The sequence below is a fragment of the Streptomyces sp. MBT65 genome, from assembly GCF_016612545.1.
In the GTDB taxonomy this organism is placed as follows: Bacteria; Actinomycetota; Actinomycetes; order Streptomycetales; family Streptomycetaceae; genus Streptomyces.
Window position 1 is genome coordinate 41,600 of sequence record NZ_JAENRY010000048.1, and the last position, 16,184, is coordinate 57,783.

General features: G+C 68.9%; 15 protein-coding genes. 6 read left to right on the forward strand and 9 right to left on the reverse strand.

The window, feature by feature from the left end:
* The first annotated feature begins 44 nt into the window (after positions 1–44).
* Complete coding sequence (locus JHN63_RS13740; protein ID WP_200680069.1) at positions 45–1,628, forward strand: hypothetical protein; 1,584 nt, start codon at positions 45–47, stop codon at positions 1,626–1,628.
* A gap of 55 nt (positions 1,629–1,683) precedes the next feature.
* On the opposite strand, the gene JHN63_RS13745 is transcribed toward JHN63_RS13740, so the two are convergent.
* Genes JHN63_RS13745 through JHN63_RS13770 form a run of 6 tightly spaced genes read right to left on the reverse strand, consistent with a single transcriptional unit; the run spans position 1,684 to position 8,562 of the window.
* Positions 1,684–2,472 carry an IclR family transcriptional regulator gene (locus JHN63_RS13745; protein WP_200680070.1) on the reverse strand — a complete coding sequence of 263 codons (789 nt, stop codon included), beginning with the start codon at positions 2,470–2,472 and terminating at the stop codon, positions 1,684–1,686.
* A gap of 42 nt (positions 2,473–2,514) precedes the next feature.
* The gene (locus JHN63_RS13750; protein WP_200680071.1) at positions 2,515–3,369 is read right to left on the reverse strand and encodes a fumarylacetoacetate hydrolase family protein; all 855 of its coding nucleotides are present in this window, start codon (positions 3,367–3,369) and stop codon (positions 2,515–2,517) included.
* The gene (locus JHN63_RS13755; protein ID WP_200680072.1) at positions 3,366–4,958 is read right to left on the reverse strand and encodes an FAD-dependent monooxygenase; all 1,593 of its coding nucleotides are present in this window, start codon (positions 4,956–4,958) and stop codon (positions 3,366–3,368) included. Before JHN63_RS13755 ends, JHN63_RS13750 begins: the two co-directional genes overlap by 4 nt.
* Complete coding sequence (locus tag JHN63_RS13760) at positions 4,955–5,449, reverse strand: VOC family protein (RefSeq protein ID WP_200680073.1); 495 nt, start codon at positions 5,447–5,449, stop codon at positions 4,955–4,957. Before JHN63_RS13760 ends, JHN63_RS13755 begins: the two co-directional genes overlap by 4 nt.
* Positions 5,450–5,494: 45 nt before the next feature.
* Positions 5,495–7,048, reverse strand: coding sequence for a carotenoid oxygenase family protein (locus JHN63_RS13765; RefSeq protein WP_234476547.1), 1,554 nt, complete (start codon positions 7,046–7,048; stop codon positions 5,495–5,497).
* A 50-nt stretch (positions 7,049–7,098) separates the two neighbouring features.
* A complete protein-coding gene (locus JHN63_RS13770) occupies positions 7,099–8,562 on the reverse strand; it encodes a benzaldehyde dehydrogenase (RefSeq protein WP_200680074.1) in 1,464 nt (487 codons plus the stop codon).
* Positions 8,563–8,702: 140 nt separating this feature from the next.
* On the opposite strand from JHN63_RS13770, the gene JHN63_RS13775 reads away from it, so the two are divergent.
* Positions 8,703–9,587 (forward strand): nuclear transport factor 2 family protein, encoded by an 885-nt coding sequence (locus JHN63_RS13775; RefSeq protein WP_200680075.1) that lies wholly within the window; start codon positions 8,703–8,705, stop codon positions 9,585–9,587.
* 63 nt (positions 9,588–9,650) lie between these two features.
* A complete protein-coding gene (locus JHN63_RS13780; RefSeq protein ID WP_200680076.1) occupies positions 9,651–10,268 on the forward strand; it encodes an NADPH-dependent FMN reductase in 618 nt (205 codons plus the stop codon).
* A gap of 82 nt (positions 10,269–10,350) precedes the next feature.
* Here the strand turns inward: JHN63_RS13780 and JHN63_RS13785 are convergent, their stop codons facing one another.
* Positions 10,351–11,286, reverse strand: coding sequence for an alpha/beta fold hydrolase (locus JHN63_RS13785; RefSeq protein WP_234476548.1), 936 nt, complete (start codon positions 11,284–11,286; stop codon positions 10,351–10,353).
* Positions 11,287–11,347: 61 nt separating this feature from the next.
* Between JHN63_RS13785 and JHN63_RS13790 the strand changes: the two genes are divergently transcribed.
* Complete coding sequence (locus JHN63_RS13790; protein WP_234476549.1) at positions 11,348–11,830, forward strand: MarR family winged helix-turn-helix transcriptional regulator; 483 nt, start codon at positions 11,348–11,350, stop codon at positions 11,828–11,830.
* Between the two features lie 99 nt (positions 11,831–11,929).
* Here the strand turns inward: JHN63_RS13790 and JHN63_RS13795 are convergent, their stop codons facing one another.
* Positions 11,930–12,874, reverse strand: a complete 945-nt coding sequence (locus JHN63_RS13795; protein WP_200680077.1) for a LysR family transcriptional regulator — start codon at positions 12,872–12,874, stop codon at positions 11,930–11,932.
* A gap of 80 nt (positions 12,875–12,954) precedes the next feature.
* Here JHN63_RS13795 and JHN63_RS13800 point away from each other — a divergent pair, with 80 nt between their 5' ends.
* Both JHN63_RS13800 and JHN63_RS13805 read left to right on the forward strand, forming a co-directional pair.
* The gene (locus tag JHN63_RS13800; RefSeq protein WP_234476550.1) at positions 12,955–14,061 is read left to right on the forward strand and encodes a carbon-nitrogen hydrolase family protein; all 1,107 of its coding nucleotides are present in this window, start codon (positions 12,955–12,957) and stop codon (positions 14,059–14,061) included.
* The gene (locus JHN63_RS13805; RefSeq protein WP_200680078.1) at positions 14,058–15,020 is read left to right on the forward strand and encodes a serine/threonine dehydratase; all 963 of its coding nucleotides are present in this window, start codon (positions 14,058–14,060) and stop codon (positions 15,018–15,020) included. The genes JHN63_RS13800 and JHN63_RS13805 overlap by 4 nt, the downstream gene beginning before the upstream one ends.
* An 86-nt stretch (positions 15,021–15,106) precedes the next feature.
* On the opposite strand, the gene JHN63_RS13810 is transcribed toward JHN63_RS13805, so the two are convergent.
* Positions 15,107–16,184: MFS transporter (locus tag JHN63_RS13810; protein WP_200680079.1), on the reverse strand; the 1,078-nt coding region annotated here is incomplete at its 5' end.

The following is a 16,184-nucleotide window of genomic DNA, read 5'->3' on the forward strand; positions in this document are numbered from 1 at the left end:
ACCCTGCATCGCCTGGACAGAAGAAGTAGACGCGAGGAGACGACATGGTGAACAGTCCGGATCTCATGCTGGCGGCAGACCTTCGGGAAAATTCCCCGATCATCGTCGTCTTTCTGTTGTTCATCGCGATCGTCCTTTTCCTCTCGGTCTTCTCCGGCCTTGAATCGGATACTCCGAAGGAGTTCTATGTCGGAGACGGCAAAGGCTCGCCGCTGGTGGGCGGTCTGGCGATAGCGGGCAGTTTCGTGTCGGCGCCATTGCTGCTGAACAGCACCGCGACGGTGGCAACGTTCGGGTTTGACGGAATGATGGACGTCACGAACGTCCTGCTGTCCTTCGGGCTGCTCATCGTGCTGGCCAGGCCCATCCGACTGCGTAACGCCCAGACTCTCGGAGACATTTTCTCGGCGCAGGCCCCGGGCGCCGCGCCGCGCATCGCTGCCGCCGTGACCACCCTGGCCATCGCCGGCCCTTTTCTGGTCGTGCAGCTCATCGCCGCGGGCAGCGTGACCGCGGATCTGCTCGGGTTCTCGGGTACGGGAGCGCAGCAGGTCTGCATTGTGGTCATCGGTGGTTTGATGGTGACCTGTGTGATGCTGAGCGGTATCAAAGGACTCACGGCCGTGCAGGTCCTAGCCGCAGTCGTGGTTCTGCTGGCCATGGCAGTGACCGCTCTCGCGGTGGTCGCCAAGTTCCACGGGAACCTGGGGTCTCTCCTTGCGCAAGCGGACTCCGGCAGCGCCAAGCCCGGTAGCTATTTCAGCTCGGGCACGATGAACGGGACGGGAACGGCGGCGCATCTCAATTGGATCGGGGAGCGATTCATCCTCGTCCTGGGGAGCGCGTGTATGCCGCACGTCATAGTCAGAATTCACGGTGCGAAAGATCCTGCTGCCGCGCGACGCTCAGTCAAGTACGCGACGTTCCTCATTGCCCTGTTGTCCTCGGCCGTCGTCGTTGTCGGCATGGGAGCCTCCGCCCTGGTGGGTACGGGAAAGATCTCGTCCGGGAACGGAGAGGGCGACGGCGCCCTGATGCTCCTGGCGCACAACTTGGACGGTGGGCGCACGCTGTTCACCGCGGTCGCCTGCGCGGTTTTCCTCAGTGTGCTCGCCGTCGTCGGTGGGAGTACGGTCGCCGCGGCCGGTGCGATCGCCAAGGACATCTACGGCAATGTCGGAAAAGACGACGAGGGGCATTCCGGGAAAGAAATACTGACGGCTCGCGCCAGCGTCTTCGTCTTCGGTACCGCCGGAATCGTGATCGCCGTGATGTGGCAGGGTCACTCCGCGGTATTTCTGGGCGCCGTCAGTGCCGCGACAGCCGCATCCGCCGTGGCGCCGGCTCTTCTGTACAGCTTCTTCTGGAAGGGTTACAACCGCACTGGGCTGCTGTGGACGCTGTACGGAGGGACAGGCCTCACGGTGTTCCTTTACCTGATGTCGCCGTCATTTTCCGGAATCCCCGCAGCGCTCTTCCCCGGTGTCGACTTCACGCGGCTCGACCAGATCGGCCCGGCCCTCATCGCGGTTCCCGGCACTTTCTTCCTGGGATGGGCTTCCAGCGTGGCGGGACGCCGTCGCAGTGCCGGGCAATCGAAGACAGCGCCCATGCAGCCTGTTTCCTGAAGGGCACGTCCATCGCCTCGCCCGAGCGGCGGGTGAGAGCGTCGGAGTATCGCTCTCACCCGCCGACGACGGTCAGGCGGTCAGTGATTCTCCGGGCTGTGGCCAGCACCTTCTGAGCCAGTTCCGCCTCCGCTTCGGGAAACACCCTGGAGGCGAGCGCGGCGACGCTCACGGCGGCGACCACCCTCTGCTCGGCGTCGCGGATCGGTGCCGCCACGCCGGTCACATCGGGGTCGAACTCACCGCGGGTGACGGAATACCCGGCGCGGCGGATGTGCCCGAGCCGGTCCATGAGGGTGTCCACGTCGGTCAGCGTGGCCGGTGTGAATCGCCTCAACTCGGCTGCCTCCAGCAGCCCGCGCGCCTCGTCCTGCGGGATCCATGCCAGCAGGACGAGCGCGGAGGCGCCGGCGTTGAGCGGGAGCGTGCTGCCACGCTCGTAGGAGATGCGTACTGCCCGTGTGGCGACCTCCGCACGGTCGACGCAGACGACCAGCTCCCCGGAACGACGGGTCAACAGCACCGTCTCGGACACGTTCTCGGACAGTTCGGTCATCGCCGGTCCGGCGATGTCGGAGAGTCCGTAGCTGCGCCGTGCCAGCCGGCCGATCTCCAGGACACGCAGGCCGAGCCGGAAGCCGCCACCCGGCGCCTCCTCGAGGAACCTGCTGCTCACCAGGGACTGGAGGTATCGGTAGGCGGTCGAACGGGCGACCCCCAGGCGCTCGGCGACGGCGCTGCCGGAGATGACGAGGTGGGTGTCGTCGAACATCATCAGGATGTCCAGGGCACGGTCGGCCGTGGAGTTGCGCTCGCGATAACTGGGGGACGCTGATCCTGACATAGGGGACACCCTACCGTGCAGGTGTCTCCCGCCCGCCTCAGGTCACAACCGGTCCTTGACGACGGTGTTGCGCAGCTCGCCCACGCCCTCGACGAACGTGACCAGCTGCTGCCCGGGGCGCAGGAAGACCTTGGGGTCGCGTCCTGCTCCCACTCCGCCCGGTGTGCCGGTGGCTATCAGGTCGCCGGGCACGAGCGTGATGATGGTGCTGATGTAGGCGATGATCGCGGCGACGTCGAAGAGCAGGTCGGACGTGTTGGACTTCTGCATGGTGTGTCCGTCCACACTGCAGCCGACAGTCAATCCCGATGCGCCCGGGGGGAGTTCGTCCGGAGTCACGAGCGCAGGACCGACCGGGGTCGTCGCCTCGAACGTCTTCCCGGAGAGGAACTCCCGGGTGCGATGCTGCCAATCCCGTACGGTCACGTCGTTGACGACGGTGTAGCCGCCCACGTGGGCGAGCGCATCGTCCCGGGTGACGCGCCTGGCTCGCCGTCCGATCACGACACCGAGCTCCGCCTCCCAGTCGAGGTCGTCGCTGACGGACGGCATGTGGACATCGTCATGGGCACCGACCAACGACCCGTCGTACTTGGCGAAGAGTGTGGGGTGCGTCGGGGTGGGGCGGCCCATCTCCTTGATGTGCGTGGCGTAGTTCAGGCCCAGGCACACGATCTTGTTGGGATGCGGGACGACGGGAGCGAAGGACGCCCCCTCCAGCGGCATCCGCTTGCCGTCGGCCGCTGCGGCGCGGTGGTGCCAGTCCTCTCCGCTCGCCAGCAGGGCTCCGACGTCCTGGTACGGCAGCAGGACCAGTTCGTCGCCGTCATGGCGGGCAGCAGCAGTAAGCAGCACGTCGGAATCGGGAGAGGGCTGACGGACCGTACTCAGTTTCATGACAGTTCTCCTGAGGGAGGGGATGCAGCGGCGGCGAGGGTCTGTGCCGCTGTCGAAGTCGCAGGCTTTTCAACGAGATGGGGGAGGGCTGGAGCGGCGAAGCGTTCCAGGTGGAGCGCAACGCGTTCGGCGTCGGCGGCGTCGAAGACCGCGGCCACCAGCCGGTCCGGCCGGACCAGGACGAAGTGTTCGGTGAACCCGGCGAACAGGGCGTCGGCGCGGCCGTCCGCGGCTGCGATTCCGATGCGCCGGGAGTGGTCCCTCGGCGCACGGCCGTCGACGATCACGTCCGCGCGGTGATCCGCCGGCAGCCCCGCTTTCTCGACGGTTGCCCAGTCGTCCTCCGAGACACCTACTCCGAGCAGGCTCCAGCCGGGACCGAGGACATCGTCGAGCCGAGCGATCCGGCGTGCGGTGCCGTGCAGAACCTGAGCCCAGGGGAGTTCTGCACCCACCAGTGGATCGCTGCGATCGCGCTGTGACGGGACGAAAGCGCCGGTCCGGACAGGTGCGTCCGGGTGGTGGTGCGCGTTCCCGAAGCAGCGTCGCCCCCAAGAGGTTCGTAAGGCCGTACGCACGCACAGGTCGCGCAAGCGGGCGCGTGCCGTGCCGGTGGTCGTCACGATGCCCCCGAGCCGGACCGAGCGCTCGACCGCAGCCCGTAGGTACGGCCTGCGTTCCGCGTCGTAGGTGTCCAGCAGCGGGTCTCCGCCACGCCCGGCCAGCACCTCGGCCAGCTTCCAGTACAGGTTGGCAGCGTCCCGCAGGCCGGAGCCGAGTCCCTGGCCGGCGAAGGACGGCGTCAGGTGCGCGGCGTCGCCGAGCAGGAAGCAGCGTCCTTCACGCAGCCGCTCTGCGAGCAGTGCGTACGAAGTGGACGCCACGACACGATCGACTTGGGCGACCGTGATCTCGCGGTAGGGGCGCAGCAGTTCACGCACCAGCGCGAAGGGCGGAGACGTCCCGGGAGCGCATTCTCCGTGCGGCAGCCGGAACTCGTACCGGCACCGGCCGCCGCTGCCCGGTACCACGACGGCGGGGTGGCGCGGGTCTTCGTGACGCATGGCGTAGAGCTGGTCGCCGGGGTCGTCGAGCGTGTCGACCACCAGCCGGACATCGGGAAAGCCGTGGCCCTGCATGGGGATGCCCAGAAGCTCACGCACCGTGCTCCGGATACCGTCGCAGCCCAGGACGTACGGCACGTCGAGGGCTGTCGCGGCTTCCCCGCCGAGGGTCGGTCCGAGCCAGGCGCGGACATGGTCGGTGTACTGCCGCAGGGAGAACAGGCGGGTGCCGAAACGGGTCTCCACGGTGGGAAGTCGCACCAGTTCGGCGAGGAGCGCGCGTTCCAGGTGGATCGCCTCGTCCACGCCGGCGCGCCGCAACATGCGCAGGCACCCGGCGTCGAGGCCGGCCGCCATGGCGTCGTCGCCGACGTCCGCGTTCCGCTCGACGAGCAGAACGCGGACACCGGCCGAACCGAGAAGGTGCGCCGCGGTGAGTCCGGTGGGACCGGCCCCGACGACGAGGACCTGCGGCCGCGCACCGGGATCCCGGAGCCCGCGGCGTCCCGAGGACGCCACTGTCATTGAACCGGCTGGTAGGCGGCGCCACCGTCGGCGAGAAGGCGCTCGGCTTCGGCGAGCACGGCCGCGGGATCCTGGTCGAGGTCGATCGTCTTGCGGAACGGCTGACGCACGTCGCGGTCGATCCGCAGATACACCTCGTTGCGGTTGCCCTCGGGATCGAAGAAGTAGATGCCGATGGCGTTTCCGTGCGTGACCTCCTGCTGTACGTCGATGCCTTCGGCACGGAACCGATGGTGGAAGTCGATGATCGTCTCCAGCGAGTCGACCCGCCACGACACCTGGTGGGTCAGCTTGGACCCCGGCGGTGCGGTCCGGCCCCGCTGGAGCACGAACTCGTGGTGCTCCTCGTCGGGCCGCGAGGAGAAGAACACGATGCCGAGTTCCGTGTCCTCGTCGGTCACGGTCAGTCCCATGACGCGGGTGTAGAAGTCACGCATCGTCTCCAGGTCGTCCACCCAGAAACCGGTGTGTCCCAGGCCGGTGATAGCCATGGACCTCTCCTTTCAGAACGTGGAACGCGCAGTGCGGTGGGCAGGTCAGTTCGCGGCGCCGCGGGCGGCCACGGCCTGATCGAGCGTGGTCTGGTCGGCCCAGTTGCCGTGGAAGCCGAAGGGCACGCGGCTGGGCAGCTTCACCCGGGCCAGGGGGGTGCGTCGCAGGTCGGCGGCATCGTGGATGAGGAGTTCGCTCAGGCCGGTCTCGCGGTCCCACCACAGGGTGAGCAGGTAGCCGTCGTCCTCGGCGGTGGCGTTCTCCCGGGCGACGAACACCGGCTCGCCGGGGTTGGTGAGGTGGTCGGGTCCTTCGACGACCGTGGTGCTGTCGCGCAGGTGGTCGTGCTTGGCGAGACCGTCGCTCATGGTGTCGTCGGCCAGGTAGCGGGTGGTGACGAAGTATCCGTAGCGGTGGGGGCGGCCGGTGTAGGCGTCGTTGATCCTCGGGAACTCTCCGGCGACGCCGCCGACCATCTCCTCCGTCGCCCGGCCGGTCGCCAGGTCCACGCGCCAGCGGTGGGGGAGCGAGGGCGGGAACCAGGAGTGGGACGTCACCGGAGTCTCCAGCCGGTCGGCCGGCGTGCCCAGGCGGGTGATGCGGTGCCCGTCGACGACGACCTGGCCGTTCTCCTCGTAGGCGTTGTAGAAGTGGGTGTTGGCCCACTGGCCGCCCACCTCGTGCCAACTGACGGCGTGTGTCCGCCGGTTCATGAGTACGATCTGCACGCCGTGCGGCAGCGACGCCTCGTCCCAGACCACGCCCGGCTCGCCCCGCATGATGTGGTCGAGGCGGAACTGGGCCGGCGTGACGAAGAAGATCGCGTAGTTGTCGCTGACGGCGAAGTCGTGCATCAGCACCGGCACCTTGATGTCGAAGCTGTGGCTGTCGACGACGTGCCCGGTCTTCACGTCCGCCCGGTACCAGGTGATGGTCGGTCCGATGGCGGCGAAGAAGAGCATGTCGCCGCTGTCGGGGTCGATCTTGTAGTGGGCGGTGCACAGGACGTCGATGCCGCCGTGGAAGTCGTGAGTGCCGTACGTCTCCAGGGTCTCGGGGTGCATCGAGTACGGCAGGCCGCCTTCGAAGTAGACCAGCAGGTGGTCGTCGAAGATGCCGACGTTGGTGTTGGCGACGTTCTTCGCGGGTGGCGCGCCCTGGCGGAGGGGCGCCGTGCTCCCGCCGTTGGCGAAGCCGCTGTAGACCGCCTCGCCCTGCTCGACCTCGAACTTCATGGAGTCGGTCATGACCCAGCGGGTGCGGTAGGCGGCGCGCCCCTCGCGCAGGTAGATCCCGCAGACCATGCCGTCGCCCTCCCACCAGTGGTAGCGGTCGGGATCGCGCGGCGTGAAGCGGGGGTTGGCGGAGATACGGAACAGGGCCCCGGCGAGGTCGCCCGGGATCTCGCCGTCCACGTCCAGGTCGTACGCGCCGCTCTCCTCCGTCCAGGGAGTGAACGGGCCTTCCAGGAACTTGTTGCCCGGCGCCCAGCCGGCCGCGTCCTGGGCGAGTCGTGGGGTCGGCGGGTGTGCGGTGGCGCGCGGGGCGATGGTCATGGGATCGGGCAGGGACGGGCCCGGCCACGAAGGAGGTGTCATCGGGATGCTCCAAGTGCGGGTGGAACGGGGGTGGGGTGCCGGAGCGGGAGTCAGAAGGGGTAGTCGGGGATCTCGCCGCGGACGGTGACCCACTGCTGTTCGGTGAAGGCCTCGAGGTTGGCGACGCTCCCTCCGTGCCGGGAGCCGTTGCCGGACTCGCCGACGCCGCCGAACGGGACGGTCGCCTCGTCGTTCACGGTCTGGTCGTTGATGTGGACGAGCCCGGTGGGGATGCGGTCGGCCAGCGCCAGGCCCTTGGCGACGTCCCGGGTCAGGATGCCCAGCGAGAGCCCGTACTCGGTGTCGGTGGCCAGCCGGACGGCTTCGTCGAGATCCTGGAAGGGCACGACCGGGGCGACCGGACCGAAGATCTCCTCCGTGTAGGCACGGGCTTCCAGCGGGACGTCGGCCAGCACCGTCGGCCGGTAGAACAGGCCTTCGTAGGTGCCGCCGGCCGCGAGCCGCGCACCGGTCGCCACACTGTCGGTGACGATGGCGTGGGCCGCCTTCAGCTGCCGGTCGTCGATCATCGGACCCAACGCGACCTGCCCGGTGGCCGGGTCCCCGACCGGGGCGGCGTTCGCGTGCTGGGCCAGTAGATCGGCGTACTCGTCGGCGATCGAGGCGTGCACCAGGTGGCGGCTGGAGGCCATGCAGACCTGTCCGGCGTGGTGGAACGAGCCGAACGCGCCGGCCGAGACGGCCTTCTCCAGGTCCGCGTCGTCGAGGACGATCAGCGCCGAGTTGCCGCCGAGTTCCAGGTGGACGCGCTTCAACCGCTGCGCCGCCGCGGTGGCGATCGCCTTTCCGGCCCGGGTGGAGCCGGTGAACGCGATGACGGGCACGCGCGGGTGGTCCACCAGCGCGGCACCGACGTCGGCGCCGCCGGGCAGCATGTGCAGCACGCCAGCGGGGAGGCCCGCCTCCTCGAAGACGCGGGCGATGGTGACCCCGCCGCAGATGGCGGTGCGCGGGTCGGGCTTGAGTATGACGGCGTTGCCCAGCGCCAGGGCGGGGGCGACGGCGCGCATGGCCAGCACCATCGGCGCGTTGAACGGGGAGATCACCCCGACCACACCCACCGGGCGCCGCCGCGCGAACGACAGCCGGTCCTCGATGGACCGCAGCACCTCTCCGTACGGAGCGGCCGCCAGCGCCGCGGCCTCGTAGCACTCCTCGGCCGCGCCGTTGGCGGTCTGGAAGTCGGCGAACGGCCTCAGCGCACCGGACTCCCGCACGATCCATTCCGCGATCTCGGCATGGTGCTCCTCGAACAGGCGTGCCGCCCGCCGCAGCACCTGGGCCCGCTCGACATAGGGCCGTGCCGCCCAGTCGCGCTGAGCCCGCACGGCTCGTTCCACCGCGCGCTCCAGATCGTAGGGCGTGGCGGCGGCGACTCGGCCCAGGGTCTTGCCGGTGGCCGGCTCGGTGGAGTCGTACGACTCACCGGTCGCCTTGGTCCACTCGCCCGAGAAGATCCGCTCCTGCCAGACGTCGGCATCCAGAAAAGTCATGGGGTCCCCTTCTCCACAGGACACCTGACAGTGTCCTGCATTTCCGAACAGATGAGTCAACTTCTAGGACACTCTTGCACGCGGGGAAAGTGTCGCGGCTCAGGTTGACTTGAACTGTACGGTACAGTTTAGTTGCTCGTATGGCTACATCACTCGAGCAACAGCCACGCATCAACAAACTTCTGGTCGGCCGGTTCCTCGCCGATGTCTTCGGCGCGAGAAACGCCGACGCGGTCACCGACTACGTCGATCCGGACCTGGTTCAGCACGGTGCCGACGTCCCTGACGGAGCGCGGGCGTTCGCCGAGTTCCTGCGCCATGAGTTCGACCGTGGATCGACGGCGGATCAGGGTGTGGCCGATGCCTCCGAGCCGCGGGACCCGGTGTTCGTCATCGGGGAGAACGACCTGGTCTGCGTCTGCCACTACCTGCCGCAACCGGACCCGGACGCCCCCGGCACCACCTTCGACCAGTACGCGTTCACCACCTACCGGATCCGCGACGGCCGGATCACCGAGCGGTGGCCGTCCCTCAACAAGATCGCCCCACCACGGCCGCCCGCACCGGGTACGCCGACGCGAACGACCACCGTGTCGTCATCCCCGTCGATGGACGTCGAGGCCAACAAGCGCCTGGTCCTGGACTTCTACCGCTGCGTCTTCGACGCCCAGAACCCCGATGCGGTGAAGGAGTTCGTCGCCGCCGACTACCTCCAGCACGTGTCCCACTACCCGCCCGGCCGAGAGGGGCTGGAGGAGTTCGTGCGCAGCCGATTCCCGAACGGCCCCCTCCCGCCGCCCGCCGAGCCCCTCATCCCGCCGGCGCTGATCGTCGCCGAGGGCGACATCGTCGTCATCGCCGCACTGCTTCCCCAGGTCGAACCCGACGGAAGCGGCGCGCTCTACCCGTACTACATGTACGACGCCTACCGCGTGCGCGGGCGACAGCTCGTCGAGCACTGGAGCGGCATCACCAAGTCCGCCCCGCCCGTGCCTCCCGGCCCTCCGCCGACCGGCCGGCCCTGACCGGTCGGCGGCTCCCTAGGCCCGTTCGTACTCGAGCACGGACATACTCAGAAAGGCTCAACCATGCCGAAGTTGCACGTTGTTGTCGGAAGCACCCGTCCCGGCCGGCTGGGACTCCCCGTCGGCCAGTGGGCGGCCCAGGCGGCGAAGGAGCACGGGGGCTTCGACGTCGAACTCGTCGATCTCGCCGAGATCGGCCTGCCGCTCCTCGACGAACCCGGTCATCCGCGTGCGGGCCTGTACGCCCACGAGCACACACGCAGGTGGAGCGCGACGGTGGACGAGGCCGACGCTTTCGTGTTCGTCACGCCCGAATACAACTCCGGCCCTCCTGCCGCGCTGCTGAACGCCCTTTCCTTCCTGTACTCGCAATGGCTCTACAAGCCCGTCGGCTTCGTCAGCTACGGGGGCGTCGCGGGTGGCCTGCGCTCCGTGCAGGTGCTCAAGCAGGTCGCGACGGCGCTCAAGATGATGCCGGTTCCCGAGTCCGTGGCCATACCGTTCGTCTTCAAGCACCTGGGCGAGGGTGGGTTCCGGGCCGATGAGCCGATGGAGGCCGCGGCCACGATGATGCTCGACGAACTGCTGCGCTGGACCGAGGTATTGCGTCCCCTGCGCCTGAATCCGCCGTCGGCCCCCGCCGGGCCGCCGGCGCCGGGAGCCCCCGTGTCGCGGGTCTAGCCGCAACGGATCGTGCGCCGGGGCGGCACCGGTTCGGTGCGCTGCCGGCGCGCGATGACGCTCCCGGTGGCTGGGGCGGCTTTCAGTTCAGCGACCCCATTGAAGCGACTCCAAGGTTGTCGAGTTTTTCGTAGAAGGACAGGAGGCCGTCCGCGAGCCTGTCGGGGGCTTCCATCGCCGCATAGTGGCCGATCCCCTCGAGGGAGAGGGCGCTGACGTCCTCGGCGACCTGGCGCATGGTCGCCGGGGTGAACCCGCCCGATCTGCCGCCGACGGCGAGTACGGGCGTGGTGAGTTTCCGGGATGCCAGTCGGCGGATCTCCTCGCCTTCGCGGAGCATCGATCGATACAGTCCGGCCGCACCGTTGAACGCCTCGGGGCGCCTGTAGGAGCGGGTGAGTTCGTCGATGTCGTCGTCGGTGAACGCGTCGGGGGTCATGCAGAGCGACGGGATTGCGTACTGCGCGAGGAACGCCCGTTCCCGTCCGGCCAACAGCATTTCGGGGATGCCCGGGGCGGCGAGTACGCCGATGTGCCAGGCGCCGCCGTGGGCGACGTCCGCGAGTGTTTCGAGGCCGAACCCCGGCAGCCCGGTCTCGATGGCCGCATAGCTTCGTACGAGGTCGGGGCGGGTGGCGGCGACGCGGAAAGTGGTGGGGCCGCTGACGTCCTGGCCGGTGAGGTGGACGGGGCCCGCGTCGAGCCGCGTTATCAGTTCACTCAGGTCCTGGGCGGCGGTCGCGCTGTCGTGCGCCGTGGTCGCGGTGGCGGAGTCGCCGAAGCCGCGAAGGTCGGGGACGAATACGCGGTGGTGCCTGCTGAGCAGGGGGATCAGCTTGTGGAAGACCCACCAGGTCTCGGGGAAGCCGTGGACCAGCATGACGGGCGAGCCGTCGGTCCCGGCCGATACGTAGTGCAGTTCGGTCCCGTGCAGGCTGACCCGGTGGTGTTCGACGCCCGGAATGGTGGCGCCGCCGGTAGCGGGGTTCATCATTCTCCTCGATTCGATCGACAACATGGTTGTCAATCTATAGGTCGACAACATGGTTGTCGACCGTCGTTCTCGTATGCTTCGTCGCATGGCACGTTCACCGGGCGCTGAACTCGCGCTTCTTCTTCTTGGCGGCTTCCAGTCGATGGTGGACGACGTACACGGAGAGCTGGAGCACCGCGGGCACCCGGGCGTGCGCGCATCGCATGAGTTCGCCCTGCGCGCCATCGACGAGGGAGCGGACACGGCCTCGGAACTCGGCCGCCGGCTCTCGGTCTCCAAACAGGGCGCCGCCAAGACGATCACCGCGTTGGAGAAGCTCGGATACGTCGAGCGGGAGCCCGACCCGGGCGACGGCCGCCTCAAACGGCTGCGGGTCACCGACCGCGGCCACGACATGATGACGCTCGGCGCCTCGCTCTTCGACGATGTGCGCGAGCGCTGGGCGGCGCAGATGGGGCCCGAGCAACTCAAGGCCCTTGAAACACACCTGGCTCGGCTTGTCGCGAGTCGGCCGTCGAGCGTCGGAGCTGCGGCACGGCTCAATGAGGACCTCGGCGAAGCCAGCTGAAGGCGACCGATCGCCGGAGGCTACCGGCCGCCCCGCGGTGACCGTCGTCGGTGGGACTCGAGCGATTCGCGGACACCGGCGCCCGCTTCAAGCTTCGTCTCAGGCTTCGTCAGCGAGTGTCTCTTGCGCGTCGGAACTCGCGCCGACGTCACGGCTCTGGATCGTCGCGGCCGCACGGCGCAGTTCAGTGAGCGCCATCCGTACGGCTCGCCGTGCGACACGTTCAGGGCGGTGGAGCACGTCGATACGGCGTCGGGCGTGCACGCCGCTGAGCGGTCTGAGGATCACTTCGGGGTGCGGGCGTGTGGTCCAGCGGGGCATCAGCGCCAGGCCGCCACCGGCGGCTACGACTTCGGCGACCACCGCGAATTCGTTGATGCGATGGACGATGTCGAGCCGTCGGTTCGCGGCGGTCGCGATGGCGTCGACGGTGGCCATCAGCGGGAAGCCGTCGTCGACGGTGATCCAGGGTTGGTCCGCGACGTCTCGCGGGGTGAGGTGTGGTTTGGCGGCCAGTGGGTGGTCGGTCGGCAGCGCGATGTCGAGCGGTTCACGCAGCAGCGTGCCGGCGGTGACCGTGGCCGGCCACGGCGGCGCTCGGTCGAGACGGTGGGCGAGTACGAGGTCGTAGTCCCGGGTCAGACGCGGGAAATGGTCCTGCGCGACGTCCTGGTCGGCGAGCGAGAGCTGCGGGCGTCCGGGGCCGGCCTGGGCAAGCAGCAGTGGGAAGAACGACGCGGCCGCACTGTGGAAAGCCGCGACCGACACATCCGCGTCCGGCTGGTCGACGAACTCCTCGATGGTGTGCCGCGCCCTGGCCAGCGCGGTCTCCACCTCGATCGCCGCACCGGCCAGGGCTTGCCCGGCATCGGTGAGCACCAACCGCCGTCCGTCACGCTCGGTGAGTGGAACCGGGATCGAGCGTTGCAGCAGTCGTAGCTGTTGGGAGATCGCCGAGGGAGTCATCAACAGCGCCTCGGCGGTCGCGGTGACGCTTCCCAGTTCGCCGAGTTCCCGCAAGATCTGCAACTGCCGTTCGTTCATCGTCTCAATGTAGTGATGCTTCAGGAATGTTGAAGAACCTCGCCCTTGGCTTCAGGGTGCCAGCGGCGCAGCGTAGAGGCATGACCAGTGACAACAGCACTCACAACGGCCCGGACACAGGTCCCGGCCGGGCGGGAGTCGTTCGGGCAGGTGTGGTGCAGGCCGCCCCGGTTCCGTTCGATCCGGTGGCCACGTTGCCTGTGGTGGAGCGGTGGCTGTCCGAGGCGGCCGAGCGGAACCTGGACCTCGTGGTGTTCCCCGAGGCGTTCATCGGCGGGTACCCCAAGGGGTCGGCGTTCGGGGGAGTGGTGGGCGACCGGACCACTGCCGGACGAGAGGAGTTCGCCCGGTACTGGAACGGCGCCGTGGAGGTGCCCGGCCCCGTCACCGACCGCCTGGGCGACCTGGCGGCCGAGGCCCGCACGCACCTGGTCATCGGCGTCGTCGAACGGGAACTCGGCACGCTCTACTGCACGGTCCTGTTCTTCTCCGACACCGGAGCCTTCCTCGGGAAGCGGCGCAAACTCATGCCTACCGGCGCCGAGCGGATGATCTGGGGGTTCGGCGACGGCTCAACCCTGGAGGTGCACCCGACGAAGCTCGGCCGGCTCGGGGCCGTGATCTGCTGGGAGAACCTCATGCCCGCGACGCGGATGGCCATGTATGCGCAAGGGATTGAACTCTATTGCGCGCCGACGGCGGACAGCAGGGAGAGTCACCACGCGACCATGCGCCACATCGCCCAGGAAGGCAGATGCTTCGTGCTGGCGGCGAACCAGTGCCTGCGCACGCGGGACTTTCCCCCGGACCACCCCACGCCGTACGGCGACGACCCGGAGCACCTCGTCTCCCGGGGCGGCAGCAGCATCATCGGCCCGCTGGGCGAGGTGCTGGCCGGGCCCGTCCTGGATCAGGAGGCCCTCCTGACCGCGGACCTCGACATGGCACTGATCCCACGCGCCCGCTACGACTTCGACCCCGTCGGCCACTACGCGCGGCCCGACATCTTCCGCCTCCACGTGGACACCACAGTCCGCCGCGCCGTACAGACCGACGACAGCCTGAGCGCGTCTCCCGCGGCCGCCCTGCCCAGCACGTTCACCTCCTCGCGTGCCACGCCTGACGATCCGACCGATGTGCGCGTCCTCGCTCAGAGGCACTCCGGCTCCCTTGGACACCGCCCATGAATGCACAGCCCGTCACGGTCCCCTCCCTGAACGACATCGCGTCCGCGGCCGAACGGATCCGCGCCGTAGTGCGCCGCACCCCCGTGATACAGGTTGCGGCCGGGGAACTGGACGTGCCCGTCCCCGTCACTTTGAAGCTGGAGTTCCTCCAGCACACCGGTTCCTTCAAGGTCCGCGGCGCATCCAACGCCCTCGCCCTCCTGCGTGCCGCGGAATCCGGCGCTCCGACCGCGGGCGTCTGCTGCGCGTCGGGAGGCAACCACGGGGCCGCCGTGGCCTGGGCGGCGCGCGAAGCGGGCCTGCCCGCCACCGTGTTCGTGCCCGACTTCTCGCCCAAGGCAAAGACCGACATCATCGAATCTCTCGGCGCACGCCTGCGCCGCGTCGACGGCTTCTACGCCGACGCACTCGCGGCCAGTCAGGACCATGCCCGGCACGAGGGCGCCTTCCACATCGACGCCTTCGACGCCCCGGAGACGGTGGCAGGGCAGGGCACGCTCGGCCTGGAACTCGCCGAGCAGACACCGGAGGGACAGCCCGTGCTGGTCGGGTGCGGTGGAGGAGGCCTGTACGCAGGGGTCGCCCTGGCGCTGGCCGGACGCAACCACGTGATCGCGGCCGAACCGTCCTCGGCGCCCTCGCTCACGGCGGCCCTGGAGGCAGGGAAACCAGTGGACGTGGAAGTCGGCGGGATCGCCCTGGACAGCTTGGGTGCCCGCCGGGCGGGCCGCATAGCCACCGCCGTCGGCCTCTCGCTCGGCATGAAGACCCTCACCGTCGCCGACGAGGTCGTCGCCGCCGCCCGCGCACTCCTGTGGCAGCGGCTGCGCATCGTGGCCGAACCCGGCGGAGCCACCGCTCTCGCCGCGCTGCTCGCCCACCCCGAACACTTCCCGGAGGGGGCCACCGTCGTCGTCTCAGGAGCCAACACAGCACCGGGGTCGCATCTTGACGGCTGAGAAGCCGCTGCCGGACCGAGCGACTACGACACCCGGGAGGCCACGCGCAGCGCGTGACCTCCCGGGATCTCTTGTGCAGGCGACCGTCACAGGTTGGCCGTGCGGTCATCGGCGTGACGGGGTTCCGGCTCGTCGGCGTCCGGGCTCTTGGCGGGGCTCGGATAACGCGGCAGGAAGAACGACAGGGCGAGGACGATCAGACTGCCGGCGGTGAGGGCGATGAGCGTCGCCGTGTAGCCGCCCGTGCTGTCCGCGGCTCCCTGCGCCAGCACCGGGAAGAGTCCGATGCCGACCAGACTGACGATGCCCAGCGTGATGCCCTGGATCTGGGCGAAGGCCCGCATACCGAAGTAGCACCCGACGAGGAACGGCCCGGTGGTGGACTCCGCGCCGGTCACGACACCGAGCAGGGCCATGGTGAGGAACAGGGCCCACATGCCGCCCGTGGCGGCGAAGACCATGACCGTGCCGAGCACCAGGCACACCATGAACGGAACGAAGGCACGAGGTGTGCGCGACCGGTCGAGGACCACGCCCGCGAGGATCTGCCCGGCGAGGGACGCCACCAGCATGACCGACACCGACAGCGACACCTCCGTAGGGGAATAGCCCCGCCCGCCGAAGAGGGACACGGCGTTCAGACGCACACTCATCGCCACGCCCGCCGCCACGGTCAGCACCAGCACCATGTACCACCAGGCCCGGGTCCTGAGCGCCCGGCCCAGGGGGAGGCCGGGCAGTTCCGTGTGTGCGGGCAGGACCCTTCCCTTCCCCGGTACGACGTTCTTACGGTCCAGCGCCGCCGACGCGGGCTCGTACATCAGGAAGTACTGGGCCGGGAAGGCGATCAGCAGAATGGCTCCGCCGATCAGCAGGTAGGTCGTCCTCCACCCGAGGTGGTCGATGGACAGTTGACTCAGAGGTGACAGGGCGGCACCGGCGAGACTGGAGGTCGCGCCTATGAGCAGGGAGTAGCCCAGGCCGCGGTGGTGGGGGAACCACTCCGAGACGACCTTGTACACCACGCCGAGGATGGAGGTGTAACCAAGGGCCGTGCTCACCAGCAGGAGCGCCGTCAGTACGACGCCGTTCGCGCCCACGAGCGCCACCGCGGCCTGGGCTACTCCCTGCTCATAGGCGCGACCTCCAGTCTCGCCGGTGCCG